At 72.3% G+C, this 12970-nt stretch carries 8 protein-coding genes; 4 read left to right on the forward strand and 4 right to left on the reverse strand.

The features are described from left to right. Positions 1–2: 2 nt before the first annotated feature. From glgB to B9B60_RS00580, 3 genes are read right to left on the reverse strand one after another with little or no spacing between them, the layout of a single operon-like run. On the reverse strand, positions 3–2195 hold the full coding sequence (gene glgB, locus B9B60_RS00570) for a 1,4-alpha-glucan branching protein GlgB (protein WP_084449389.1): 2193 nt from the start codon (positions 2193–2195) through the stop codon (positions 3–5). Then, positions 2192–3607 carry a maltokinase N-terminal cap-like domain-containing protein gene (locus tag B9B60_RS00575; protein ID WP_084449390.1) on the reverse strand — a complete coding sequence of 472 codons (1416 nt, stop codon included), beginning with the start codon at positions 3605–3607 and terminating at the stop codon, positions 2192–2194. The genes glgB and B9B60_RS00575 overlap by 4 nt, the downstream gene beginning before the upstream one ends. Further along, complete coding sequence (locus B9B60_RS00580; RefSeq protein ID WP_084449391.1) at positions 3607–5652, reverse strand: alpha-1,4-glucan--maltose-1-phosphate maltosyltransferase; 2046 nt, start codon at positions 5650–5652, stop codon at positions 3607–3609. Before B9B60_RS00580 ends, B9B60_RS00575 begins: the two co-directional genes overlap by 1 nt. A 72-nt stretch (positions 5653–5724) precedes the next feature. Between B9B60_RS00580 and glgP the strand changes: the two genes are divergently transcribed. Next, positions 5725–8343 (forward strand): alpha-glucan family phosphorylase, encoded by a 2619-nt coding sequence (gene glgP / locus B9B60_RS00585; RefSeq protein ID WP_084449586.1) that lies wholly within the window; start codon positions 5725–5727, stop codon positions 8341–8343. Positions 8344–8623: 280 nt separating this feature from the next. On the opposite strand, the gene glgX is transcribed toward glgP, so the two are convergent. After that, positions 8624–10687 (reverse strand): glycogen debranching protein GlgX, encoded by a 2064-nt coding sequence (glgX, locus tag B9B60_RS00590; protein WP_084449392.1) that lies wholly within the window; start codon positions 10685–10687, stop codon positions 8624–8626. A 34-nt stretch (positions 10688–10721) separates the two neighbouring features. Between glgX and B9B60_RS00595 the strand changes: the two genes are divergently transcribed. From B9B60_RS00595 to B9B60_RS00605, 3 genes are read left to right on the forward strand one after another with little or no spacing between them, the layout of a single operon-like run. Further along, entirely contained in the window at positions 10722–11231 is a 510-nt protein-coding gene (locus B9B60_RS00595) for a T3SS (YopN, CesT) and YbjN peptide-binding chaperone 1 (RefSeq protein ID WP_084449393.1), read from the forward strand. Beyond that, complete coding sequence (locus B9B60_RS00600; RefSeq protein ID WP_084449394.1) at positions 11228–12007, forward strand: enoyl-CoA hydratase/isomerase family protein; 780 nt, start codon at positions 11228–11230, stop codon at positions 12005–12007. The genes B9B60_RS00595 and B9B60_RS00600 overlap by 4 nt, the downstream gene beginning before the upstream one ends. Then, a complete protein-coding gene (locus B9B60_RS00605) occupies positions 12007–12969 on the forward strand; it encodes a class I SAM-dependent methyltransferase (RefSeq protein ID WP_084449395.1) in 963 nt (320 codons plus the stop codon). The genes B9B60_RS00600 and B9B60_RS00605 overlap by 1 nt, the downstream gene beginning before the upstream one ends. Position 12970: the final 1 nt, after the last annotated feature.

The following is a 12970-nucleotide window of genomic DNA, read 5'->3' on the forward strand; positions in this document are numbered from 1 at the left end:
CGTCAGCGCGCCGGCGTGAGGTAGAGCGCGCCGAGCGCGGCCACCGACACCTCGACCGACCACGGCTGGCCCTGCCAGGGCTGCTCGTCGGCGGTGAGCACGACACCGGCCTGGCTCGCTGAGCCCGCCCCGTCGTAGCCCGAGGTGTCGAGCGCGACCTCCCAGCGACCCCCCTTCGGCACACCGATGCGAAGGGGGGTCCGCGCTACCCCACCGAAGTTGACGACGACCGCCACGACGTCGTCGTGGCGTTGCGCGTCGCCGAAGCGGAGGAAGGAGACTGTGTTGCCCTGCTCGTCGTCGGCGTCGAGCCACTGGAAGCCCGCCGGCTGCTCGTCGAGCGCCCACAGGGCCGGGTGCGACGTGGCGAAGGAGTTGAGGTCGGCGACGAGCTCGGCGACCCGCCGGTGGTCGGCGTGGTCGAGCAGGTGCCAGTCGAGGGAGCGGCTCTCCGACCACTCGCTCGTCTGGGCGAACTCGGTGCCCATGAAGACCAGCTGCTTGCCCGGGAAGGCCCACTGGTAGGCGTAGAAGGCGCGCAGCGTCGCGAAGCGCTCGGGGTCGCCGCCGGGGATCTTGTAGGGCATCGAGCCCTTGCCGTGGACGACCTCGTCGTGGCTGATCGGCAGCAGGTAGTGCTCGGCGTAGGCGTACATCATCGCGAAGGTCAGCAGTCGGTGGTGGTGCTCGCGGTTGATCGGGTCCTCCGCGAGGTAGCGCAGGACGTCGTTCATCCAGCCCATGTTCCACTTCAGGCCGAAGCCCAGCCCGCCCTCGCTCGTCGGACGGGTGACGCCCGGCCACGCGGTCGACTCCTCGGCGACGGTGACGATGCCCGGCGAGCGTCGGTAGGCGGTGGCGTTGACCTCCTGCAGGAGCGCGACGGCCTCGAGATTCTCCCGGCCGCCGTGGACGTTGGGCACCCACTCGCCGTCGCTGCGGGAGTAGTCGAGGTAGAGCATCGAGGCGACGCCGTCGACCCGCAGGCCGTCGATGTGGAACTCCTCGAGCCAGTAGAGGGCATTGGCGACGAGGAAGTTGCGCACCTCGGGGCGCCCGAAGTCGAAGACATAGCTGCCCCAGTCGGGCTGCCACCCGCGCCGCGGGTCGGGGTGCTCGTAGAGCGGCAGGCCGTCGAAGCGCACGAGCGCCCACTCGTCGGTCGCGAAGTGCCCGGGCACCCAGTCGAGGATGACCCCGATGCCGGCGCGGTGCAGCTCGTCGACGAGGTGGCGGAAGTCGTCGGGTGTGCCGAAGCGCGAGTTGGGCGCGAAGTAGCTCGTCACGTGGTAGCCCCACGACGGGGGATAGGGGTGGTCCATGACCGGCATGAGCTCGACGTGGGAGAAGCCGTGGTCGCGCACGTGGGCGACGAGCTCGCGGGCGAGGTCGCGATAGCTCAGCCCCTGCCGCCACGAGCCGAGGTGCACCTCGTAGATGCTCATCCGACCGGTGTGCGGGTCGGTCGCGGCCCGCTGCTCCAGCCAGGTGTCGTCACGCCACGTGTAGGTGCTGTCGGTGACGACCGAGCCGGTCGCGGGAGCCGTCTCGGCCAGGCGTGCCATGGGGTCGGCCTTGTGGCGCAGCACGTCGTCGGCGCCGCGCACGGCGAACTTGTAGATGCTGCCGACGGGGACGTCGGGGACGAAGAGCTCCCACACGCCCGACTCGCCGAGCAGCCGCATCGGGTGGGTGCGCTCGTCCCAGCCGTTGAAGTCGCCGATGACGTGCACGGCCTTGGCCCGGGGCGCCCACACCGCGAAGGCCACGCCGGTGACCTCACCCATCGGGCCGTCGTATCGGCGCGGCCGCGCCCCGAGCACGGTCCACAGCTGCTCGTGGCGGCCCTCGCCGATGAGGTGCAGGTCGACCTCCCCGAGGGTGGGGACGAAGCGGTAGGCGTCGTCGCCGACGTGCTCGATGCCGTCCTGCCAGGTCGTGAGGACCCGGTAGTCCATGGTGCGCGTGGCGTCCGGCCGCACGCCGGAGAAGATGCCGTCGCTCTCGTGCGCGAGGTCGATGACGACGTCGTCCTCGAAGCGCACCCGCACCCGGGTGGCCAGCGGGCGACGCACCCGCACGCGCAGCCCGCTCGGCTCGAGGTGCTGGCCCAGGACGTCGTGGGGTTGGCTGCTGCGTCCGTGGGTCACGGCCCACAGGGCGCCGGGCAGGGCGGAGTCGGGGACGGGTGTCACGAGCGTGCCTCCTGGAGCAGTCGGTCGATCGCGTCGGTCGGCAGGCCCAGCCAGGTCGGCCGGTTGCGGGCCTCGTAGACCACCTCGTAGAGCGCCTTGTCGAGGACGAAGGCGGTGAACAGCGGCCCGTGCGAGCGCGGGTCGACACCGACGTCGGCGTAGCCGTCGAGGAAGGCGGTCTGGGCGTCGGTGCACCAGCGGCGCACGTCGGTGGTCGGCTCGGCGCGGGCGACGGTGCCGGCGACGTAGTCGAGGGAGCGCAGCACGCCGGCGACGTCGCGAAGGGGGGAGTCGAGGTCGTTGCGCTCGGCCAGAGGTCGCAGGGGCTCACCCTCGAAGTCGATGAGGACCCAGCCCCGGTCGGGGACGTCGAGCACCTGGCCCAGGTGCAGGTCACCGTGGATGCGTTGCAGCGCAGGCCAGCTCGCCTGCTCGGCCGCGCTCCACACGGTGTCGAGAGCGGCGGAGTGGGCCGCCAGCCCTGGGACCTCGCTCATGGCCATCGCCGCGCGCCGCCGCATCGCCGCCACCCGGCGCACGATGTCGTCGGCCGTCGGGGCGGCCGTGGGCAGGGCTCGGGCCAGGGTCGAGTGCACCTGCGCGGTGACCCGGCCGAGCTCGCGGGCCCGCTCGGTGAAGTCGGTGCCCTCGGCCGCCAGCCGCAGGCAGACGCGCCACGCGTCGGTCGTGCCCTCGAGGTACTCCTGGGCGAAGGCGAGCTGGCCCATCTCGCGCTCGCCGTCGCCCTCGGGACGTTGCCAGGCGCCGGCGACGTGGCCGACGCTGGCCGGGACGAAGGGGGAGTGGGACGCCGCGAGCGCGCCCTGGAGGGTGATGTCGGGGTTCTCTCCCGGCGAGAGGGTGCGGAAGACCTTGAGGATCACCGGCGCCCCGGTCTCGGCGGCGGTCTCGATGATGATCGAGGTGTTGGACTGCTCGCCCGTGAGGACCCGGCTCGAGGCGACGACCGGGTCGTGCGACCACGCCGGGTGCGGAGCCCCGACGATGTCCGGGTCGACGGTGTCGGAGACCGACCCGGCCTGGGCCTCGACGCGTCGCCGCAGCAGGGCGAGCAGCTGGGTGACGTAGACCGGGTCGTGCGGGGCGTCGTAGACCCACCGGTGGCCGAGGACCGAGTGCTCCATCTCGCCGACGAGCGCGGCTTCGGCGCCGGGCAGCGGCGCGCCCCGGTAGGTGAGCGGTACCTGGTAGACGACCGGCGTCGGTGTCGACTCGTCGAGCAGCACGAGGGTCTCGATGCCCACCTCGCCCTCGGGGTCGTCGAGTCGCCACGAGTCGAGCCGGCGCAGGCGCGGGCGCAGGGGGCCGCCGTACCACCGCTGGTCGCCGATCCAGTCGGCGACCAGATCGAGCTTCGAGGGGGTCAGCTGTGCCTCGTGGACGGTCGCCATCAGCGGCGCACCGAGACGATGTGGACCGGCTCGGCGTCGGGGCCGAGGCGCACATAGGTGGCCTGGCCCCACTCCCAGCGGGCGCCGGTCACGTGGTCCTCGACCTCGAAGCGCGCGTCGGGCGCGAAGCCGAGGGCGCCCAGGTCGAGCCGCAGCGTCGACTCACGCGTCGTGTGCGGGTCGAGGTTGGCGACGACGACGACGGTGTCGACGGTGCCGTCGGGCAGGGTGCGTGACTTGGAGTAGGCGATGAGGTTCTCGTCGTCGACGTGGTGGAAGGTCAGGTTGCGGAGCAGCTGCAGGCTCGGGTGCTGCCGACGGGCGCGGTTGAGCATCGTCAGCCAGCCGATGAGCGAGTCGCCGCGCTCGGCGACCTCGTCCCAGCGACGGTCCTTGAGCTCGTACTTCTCGTTGTCGATCTGCTCCTCGGCGCCGGGGCGGGCCACGTGCTCCATGAGCTCGTAGCCGGCGTAGACGCCCCACGTCGGCACCATCGTCGCGGCGAGGGCGGCGCGAACCTGCCACGCGGCCCGGCCTCCGAACTGCAGGTAGGGGGTGAGGATGTCGTGGGTCGTCGGCCAGAAGCTCGGCCGCATGTAGGCCGCCGCCTCGCCGCTCACCTCGGTGCCGTACTCGACGAGCTCGGCCGCGGTGTTGCGCCAGGCGTAGTAGGTGTAGCTCTGCTGGAAGCCCACCTTGGCGAGGGTGTGCATCATCGCCGGCTTGGTGAAGGCCTCGGACAGCCAGATGACGTCGGGGTGGTCGACCGCGACATCGGCGATCAGCCACTGCCAGAACTCCACCGGCTTGGTGTGCGGGTTGTCGACGCGGAAGATCTTCACCCCGTGGTCGATCCACACCTGCACGACCCGGCGCACCTCGGCGTAGATGCCGGCGGGGTCGTTGTCGAAGTTCAGCGGGTAGATGTCCTGGTACTTCTTCGGCGGGTTCTCCGCGTAGGCGATGGTCCCGTCGGCGCGCGTGGTGAACCACTCGGGGTGCTCGGTGACCCACGGGTGGTCGGGGGAGCACTGCAGCGCCAGGTCGAGCGCCACCTCGAGGCCCAGCCGGGTCGCGTCGGCCACGAAGGCGTCGAAGTCCTCGAAGGTGCCCAGCTCGGGGTGGATCGCGTCGTGGCCGCCGTCGGGGGAGCCGATGGCATAGGGGGAGCCGGGGTCGTCGGGGCCGGCGTCGAGGGTGTTGTTGGGTCCCTTGCGAGCCGTCGTGCCGATGGGGTGGATCGGCGTCAGGTAGACGACGTCGAAGCCCATGGCGGCGATCGCCGGCAGTCGCCCGGCGGCGGTGCGCAGGGTGCCGGTGACCCAGCGCCCGGTCGTCTCGTCGAAGTGCGCGCCCTCGCTGCGCGGGAAGATCTCGTACCACGAGCCGAAGAGCGCCAGCTCGCGCTCGACGAGCAGCGGCAGGTCCGTGCTCGGGGTGACCAGCTCGCGCAGCGGGCGGGCCTCGAGCTCCGCGGCAGCGGGCCCGGTCGTCACGAGGTGCAGCGCCGCGGTGGCCTGGTGGCCGGTGCGGTCGCGCAGGACCGCTGCCGCCTGACGAAGGGAGGTCCGCCCCCCTTCGTCACGGAAGGTCTGCGCCGCCGCCCGGTCGAGGACGATCGCCCCCTCCTCACGCATGAGGTCGGCGTCGATGTCGGCCGGGATCTTGATGCCGGCGTCGTGCACCCACGTCGCCCACGGGTGCGACCAGCCCTCGACGCGGTAGTGCCACAGGCCCTCGCGGTCGGCGACGACCTCGGCCTCCCACAGGCTCAGACCGGGGTTGGTGCAGGTCATCGGGAGGTGGCGCTCGGCGCCGTCGGGGTCGGTGAGCACGAGGGTCGCGCCGACCGCGTCGTGGCCCTCGCGGAAGACCTCGGCGCTCACGGTGAAGGGCTCGCCGACGACGGACTTCGCGGGGCGCGCGCCGTGGTCGACCACCGGTCGCACACCCGTGACGGGGATGCGGCCGAGCGGCTGCTGCGGCGCCACGGACACGGGGGCCGTGCTCGCGGGGGCGGGGGCGACGGTGAAGTCGGTGCTCACTCCCGCAACGTTACCCGCGGTCCGCCCGGCGGAGGTTGGCGCGCCGGGGTCGAATCCCCCAAGATGGGGGAGGTGAAGGCCATCCGACGTTTCAGTGTCCGCACCGCCCTCCCCGAGCCCGTCGCCGCCCTCGGCGACCTCGCGATGAACCTGCGCTGGAGCTGGCACACGCCGACGCGCGAGCTCTTCGCCGACATCGACCCCCAGCGCTGGGCGGACGTGCGCCACGACCCGGTCCGACTGCTCTCGGCCTTCTCCGCGAGCGAGCTCGAGGAGCTTGCTGGTGACGGCGACTTCGTCGCCCGGGTCGACGCCGCCAAGGCCGACCTCGACGCCTACCTCGGCTCCCGACGGTGGTACCAGGACGAGGCTTCCCGGTCCCTGAGGAGCGACGAAGGAGCCTCGAAGGGAGCCTCGAAGGGGGACCTGCCCGCCTCGATCGCCTACTTCAGCCCCGAGTACGGCATCACCGAGGTGCTGCCGCAGTACTCCGGCGGGCTCGGCATCCTCGCCGGCGACCACCTCAAGGCCGCCTCCGACCTCGGCGTGCCGATCGTCGGCGTGGGCCTGTTCTACAAGACCGGCTACTTCAAGCAGAGCCTCGACGCCTCGGGCTGGCAGCAGGAGACCTACCCGGTCCTCGACCCCCAGGGTCTGCCGCTGCACCTGCTGCGCGAGGACGACGGCACCCCCTGCGTGGTGACCGTCGCGATGCCGGGGGGCGCCTCCCTTCGCGCTCATGTCTGGCGTGCCCAGGTGGGCCGGGTGCCGCTGCTGCTGCTCGACTCCGACGTGCCGGGCAACGACGACGCGATGCGTGCGGTGACCGAGCGGCTCTACGGCGGCGGAGGCGAGCAGCGCCTGCAGCAGGAGATGCTCCTCGGCATCGGGGGCGTGCGCGCGCTGCGCCTGTGGTCCCGGCTCACCGGTGCGCCCGCGCCCGAGGTCTTCCACACCAACGAGGGCCATGCCGGCTTCCTCGGCATCGAGCGGATCAGCGAGTTCACCCAGGGCGCCGGGCTGGGCTTCGAGGAGGCGATGGAGGCCGCCCGCGCCGGCACCGTCTTCACGACGCACACCCCGGTGCCCGCCGGCATCGACCGCTTCGACGTCGCGCTCCTCGAGCGCTACTTCGGCGGCGCCCAGGAGCTGCCGGGCGTGCCGCTCGACAAGCTGCGCGCGCTCGGCGCCGAGACCTACGAGGGCGGCTCCGAGGGCATCTTCAACATGGCGGTCATGGGGCTGCGCCTGGCCGAGCGGGCCAATGGCGTCTCCCAGCTGCACGGCCACGTCTCGCGCGAGATGTTCGACGGGCTGTGGCCGGGCTTCGACGACGCCGAGGTGCCGATCACCTCGATCACCAACGGCGTGCACGCGCCGACCTGGGTCGACGACGCGGTCTTCGACGTCGCCGCCGAGCACCTCGGGGGTCGAGACGTCGAGGCCGGTGACCAGTGGTTGCAGATCGGGGACGTGCCCGGCGAGGCGATCTGGGCGGCCAAGGCGCAGATGCGCGCCCGGCTCGTCGAGGACGCCCGGGCCCGGCTGCGCTCCAGCTGGGCCAAGCGCGGCGCGACCGACGCCGAGCTCGGCTGGACCGACTCCGTGCTCGACCCCGAGGTGCTGACGATCGGCTTCGCCCGGCGGGTGCCGACCTACAAGCGCCTGACGCTCATGCTGCGCGACCCCGAGCGGCTCAAGGCCCTGCTGCTCCACCCCGAGCGGCCGGTGCAGCTGGTCATCGCCGGCAAGTCGCACCCCGCCGACGAGACCGGCAAGCAGCTGATCCAGCAGATGGTGCGCTTTGCCGACCAGCACGACGTGCGCCACCGCATCGTCTTCCTGCCCAACTACGACATCGCGATGGCCCGCACGCTCTACCCGGGCTGCGACGTGTGGCTCAACAACCCGCTGCGCCCCTTCGAGGCGTGCGGCACCTCGGGCATGAAGGCCGCCCTCAACGGCGGGCTCAACCTGTCGATCCTCGACGGCTGGTGGGACGAGTGGTACGACGGCGACAACGGCTGGGCGATCCCCACCGCCGACGGTGTCGCCGACGAGGCGCGTCGTGACGACATCGAGGCCGCCGCGCTCTACGACCTCATCGAGACCCAGGTCGCACCGCGCTTCTACGACGTCGACGAGCAGGGCCTGCCGCAGCGCTGGCTGTCGATGCTGCGGCACACCCTGACGACCCTCGGCCCCAAGGTCCTCGCGACCCGCATGGTCCGCGACTACACCGAGCGGCTCTACGCCCCGGCCGCCGCGCACAACGCCCGGGTCAACGCCGACGACCACGCCGGCGCGCGGGCGCTGGCCGACTACAAGGCCCGGGCCCGCGCCGGCTGGCCCGCGGTGCGGGTCGACCACGTCGAGGGGTCCGGCATCTCCGACAGCCCGCTCGTCGGGGAGTCGCTGGCCGTCGACGCCTACGTCGCGCTCGACGGCCTGGCGCCGCACGAGGTCGACGTCCAGGTCGTCGCCGGTCGGGTCGAGCTCGGCACCGACGACCTCGTCGACTGGGACGCCACCTCGCTCGACGTCGTCGAGGTCTACGAGGACGGCAAGGCGAAGTTCTCCGGTCGGGTCCCCATCGAGCGCACCGGCCAGTTCGGCTGGACCGTGCGGGTGCTGCCCCGGCACGAGCTCATGGCCTTCCCTGCGAGCCTGGGGCTCGTGGCCAACGCCTGAGCCCTCCGGTCCCTGAGGAGGCGCGCCAGCGCCGTCTCGAAGGGCCCGCGTGGTCCCCTCTCCGTCGCGGGTGCCTCTGGCGTCGCGGGCGAAGGGAGGGGAGGCCCTAAGGAAAAGTCCCGCCACCTGACGGATTCAGCTCACCTCGTCGGGTTGGGCGGGACTTTCCCATGAGTCGGGCCACCCCTCCCTTCGCCCGCTCCTGCCGCGCGTCGGGTGGAGGTGGTGGCGTCCGGCTATCCGGTCGCAGGTACCTCGACTCGCGCTCTCGGCCCGGCGGTCAGGTCGTGTAGAGGCGCAGGCTGAGGGGGGTGAGGGTCTGCTCGCGGTCGGCGGGGCCCGAGTCGGCGGCCTGCGGGCGCTCCCAGGCGCTGTCCCACCTCAGGCGAAGGGGGCCGACCTCCGGCAGCGTGACGGCAGCCTCGGCCAGGCCCCCGTGCACCACGATCAGGGCCGCGGGCTCGCCGGCGAGGTGCAGCTGGAGCGTGCGCCGCTCGTCCTGGGCCCAGGTCTCGTCGGTCATCGGGGCGCCGGTCTCGTCGTACCAGCCGATGACCGACTCGTCGTGGTCGCGCAGCACCGGTACCTCGCGCCGCAGCGCGGTGAGCGCCCCGGCGCTCGCGAGCAGGTCGCGGCGCGCGTCGTCGAGGTCCCAGTCGAGCCAGGTCATCTCGTTGTCCTGGCAGTAGGGGTTGTTGTTGCCGTCGTGGGTGCGACCGATCTCGTCGCCGCTGGCGATCATCGGTACCCCGGCCGACAGCAGCAGCGTGCCGAGGAGGTTGCGGACCGACCGGCGCCGGGCGAGTGCGATGACGGCGTCGTCGGTGGGGCCCTCGGCTCCGTGGTTCCACGAGCGGTTGTGGTCGTTGCCGTCGCGGTTGTCCTCGCCGTTGGCCTCATTGTGCTTCGTGTCGTAGGCGACGAGGTCGGCCATGGTGAAGCCGTCGTGGGCGGTGACGAAGCCCACCGACGACAGGGGAGTGCGCTCGCCGAAGAGGTCGCGGCTGCCGACGAGCCGGGTCGCGATCTCGCGCACTCCCGGCCCGCTCACCTCGCCGCGCGAGAGCGCACCGGCGTCGGCGAGCCAGAAGTCGCGGGTGGCGTCGCGGAAGCGGTCGTTCCACTCCGCCCACGCGCGGGGGAACTGCCCGGTGCGCCACCCGTCGGGCCCGAGGTCCCAGGGCTCGGCGACGTGCAGCACCCGCGAGAGCACCGGGTCCTCGCGCAGCGCGACGAAGAAGGGGTGGTCCGGGTCGTAGCCGAGGTCGTCACCGCGGCCGAGCGCGACGGCCAGGTCGTAGCGGAAGCCGTCGACGTGGACCTCCTCGACCCAGTAGCGCAGCGAGTCGAGCACCATCTCGAGCACGAGCGGCTCGGTGAGGTCGAGCGTGTTGCCGCAGCCGGTGACGTCGACGTCGTGGCCCTGCTCGTCGAGCCGGTACCAGGTCGCGGCGTCGAGGCCGCGCCACGACAGCGTCGCGCCCCCGGTGCTCTGCTCGGCGGTGTGGTTGTAGACGACGTCGAGGAGCACCTCGATGCCGGCGGCGTGCAGCAGCTTGACCATGCCCTTGAGCTCGCGCAGCACCTCGTGCGGGTCGGCGTCGCTCGCGTAGGGCGCGTGCGGGGCGAAGAAGCCCAGCGTGTTGTAGCCCCAGTGGTTGGTCAGGCCGAGGTCGACGAGGTGCGGCTCGTCGGCGAAGGCGTGCACCGGCAGCAGCTCCACGGTCGTCACGCCGAGCCGCTGCAGGTGCTCGATGGTCACCGGGTGTGCCATGCCGGCATAGGTGCCGCGCAGGTGCTCGGGCACGCCGTCGAGCAGCCGGGTCACCTCGCGCACGTGCGCCTCGTAGACGACTCGGGAGTCCCGGGGGTGGGCCGGGGGAGCGTCGTCGCCCCAGTCGAAGGTCGTGTCGAGCACGACGCTGCGCGGGACGAAGGGGGCCGAGTCCAACTCCGAGCGGACGGTCACGTCACCGTCGCCGGACTCGTCGACGGCGTGCCCGTAGACGGCCGGCTCGTAGGTCACGCGGCCCTCGACGGCGCGGCCCCACGGGTCGAGGAGCAGCTTCGCGGGGTTGTGACGGTGGCCGGCGGCCGGGTCCCACGGGCCGTCGACCCGCAGCCCGTAGCGGGCGCCGGGGTGCACGTCGGGGACGAAGCCGCCCCACCAGCCCTCGCCGGCGGCGGGCAGGGAGACGCGAGATTCCTCCCCTTCGTCGTCGAAGAGGCACAGCCAGACGGCGCTCGCGGAGGCCGCCGGCACGGCCACCGTGACGCCGCCGTCGACGGGACGCACGCCGGGTGCGGGCCGGTCGGGGAGCGGCTGGGCTGTGGTGGTCGACATGGCTCACAGGGTAAGCAGTCGGTACGTTGAGGTCATGAGCGATCCCACCGCCCTTCCCAACTTCGGCACCACCCCGACCCCCGATGGCGACCAGCCCGAGCCCGAGGCCCCACTGCGCGACCGCATCGAGGAGGCCCTGCGCGAGCTCGGCCTCGAGCCGCGCATCGACGACGAGGGCGATGTCGCCTTCACCTTCTCCGAGCAGCAGATGTTCGTGCGCGCCGCGGACGACGAGTCCAACGTGCTGCGCGTCTTCGGCCAGTGGGCCCTCGAGGACCCGGTGCCGACCGACCCGATGGAGCGCCTGCAGGTCAGCAACGACCTCAACGTCGCCTTCAACCTCGTCAAGGCGGCCGTCGCCGGCGACACCCTGCTCGTGACCAGCGAGCACATCCTGCCGCGCGGCGCCGACGTGCGCGGTCTGCTCGGCCTGGCCCTGCCGCTCGTCCTGCAGGGCGTCCAGCTGTGGCACCAGCGCGCCACCGGCCAGGAGCTCGAGGACGCCGTCGAGGGTGACCAGCCGGGCCAGGAGCCGCAGGCATGAGCCAGCTCGTCCGACTCGAGGTCGCCGACGGCATCGGCACGATCGTCCTCGACCGCCCGAAGATGAACGCGCTCGACGCCGAGATGCAGCGCCAGCTCGTCGCCGTCGCCGACGAGGCCGCGACCCGCGACGACGTCAAGGCGGTCATCGTCTGGGGCGGCGAGCGCGTCTTCGCCGCCGGCGCCGACGTCAAGGAGATGGCCGAGATGTCCTACACGGACATGGCCGCCCACGTGCGTCTGCTCCAGCGCTTCTCCCGCGCCCTGGCCTCGATCCCGAAGCCGACCGTTGCCGCGATCACCGGCTTCGCGCTCGGTGGCGGCCTCGAGACGGCGCTGTGCTGCGACTTCCGGGTCGTCGCCGACAACGCCAAGCTCGGCCTGCCCGAGATCACCCTGGGCATCATCCCCGGCGCCGGTGGCACCCAGCGGCTGCCGCGACTCGTCGGCCCGGCCAAGGCCAAGGAGCTGATCTTCAGCGGCCGGATGGTCGACGCCACCGAGGCCCTCGAGATCGGTCTCGCCGACCGGGTCGTGCCGGCTGCGGAGGTCCTCGACACGGCCAAGGCGCTCGTCACCCCCTTCGTCACCGGGCCGACGCAGGCCCTGCGCGCGGCCAAGGAGGCCGTCGACAAGGGGCTGGAGACCAGCCTCGACACCGGTCTGGAGATCGAGGCGCAGCTCTTCTCCGCGCTCTTCGCCACGCAGGACCAGAAGTCCGGCATGCGCAGCTTCGTCGACAACGGCCCCGGCAAGGCCACCTTCGAGGGCAACTGATGGGCGGGGCCGGCGCCGCGAGCGCGGAGCAGGTCGAGGCGGCCTGGGCGGACAACAAGCTCGCCCAGGTGCTCTACCACGACTGGGAGGCGCAGACCTACGACGAGAAGTGGTCGATCAGCTTCGACGACCGCTGCACCTCCGTCGTGCGCGACCGCTTCCTCCACGTGCTCGAGTCGACGCGTCGCCCCGGTGAGTCGCTGCCCTTCGGTCGTACGCTCGAGCTCGGCGCCGGCACCGGCTTCTTCTCGCTCAACCTCAAGCTCGCCGGCCTCGTCGACGAGGTCCACGTCTCCGACCTGTCGCCGGGCATGGTCGAGGCGGCCAAGGCCAATGCCCAGCGGCTCGGCTTCGAGATCGAGGGGCAGGTCGCCGACGCGGAGTCGCTGCCCTACGACGACGACACCTTCGACCTCGTCGTCGGCCATGCCGTGATCCACCACATCCCTGACGTCGAGGGTGCGCTGCGCGAGGTGGTGCGCGTCCTCAAGCCGGGCGGGCGCTTCGTCATCGCCGGTGAGCCGACGACGATCGGGCACTGGTACGCGCGGCACATCTCGCGGGCGACGTGGGAGACGGCGACGCGGGTGACCAAGCTGCCGCCCCTGCGCCGCAAGTGGGCTCGTGCGCAGGCCGAGCTCGACGAGTCCTCACGGGCGGCCGCCCTCGAGGCCGTCGTCGATCTGCACACCTTCGACCCCGCTGCGTTGGCCGCGATGGCCCGCCACGCCGGGGCCGAGCACGTCGGCACGGCCACGGAGGAGCTGACCTCCGCGTTCGCCGGGTGGCCGATCCGCACCTTCGAGTACGCCGTGGCCGAGGACGCCCTCGGCTTCGGGTGGGCGAAGTTCGCCTACGGCACGTGGAAGAACCTCATGAAGGTCGACGCAGTCCTCGGCCGCGTCGTGCCGCAGCGCTTCTTCTACAACGTCGGCGTGACCGGCACCAAGCCCCTGCGGTGAC

This window comes from Janibacter indicus (genome assembly GCF_900176385.1).
In the GTDB taxonomy this organism is placed as follows: domain Bacteria; phylum Actinomycetota; class Actinomycetes; order Actinomycetales; family Dermatophilaceae; genus Janibacter; species Janibacter indicus.

Coding starts and splice junctions, on each gene's coding strand:
- B9B60_RS00575 (WP_084449390.1), bottom strand. CDS start 3,607: ATGGCGACCGTCCACGAGGCACAGCTGACCCCCTCGAAGCTCGATCTG.
- glgX (WP_084449392.1), bottom strand. CDS start 10,687: ATGTCGACCACCACAGCCCAGCCGCTCCCCGACCGGCCCGCACCCGGC.
- B9B60_RS00595 (WP_084449393.1), top strand. CDS start 10,722: ATGAGCGATCCCACCGCCCTTCCCAACTTCGGCACCACCCCGACCCCC.
- B9B60_RS00600 (WP_084449394.1), top strand. CDS start 11,228: ATGAGCCAGCTCGTCCGACTCGAGGTCGCCGACGGCATCGGCACGATC.
- B9B60_RS00605 (WP_084449395.1), top strand. CDS start 12,007: ATGGGCGGGGCCGGCGCCGCGAGCGCGGAGCAGGTCGAGGCGGCCTGG.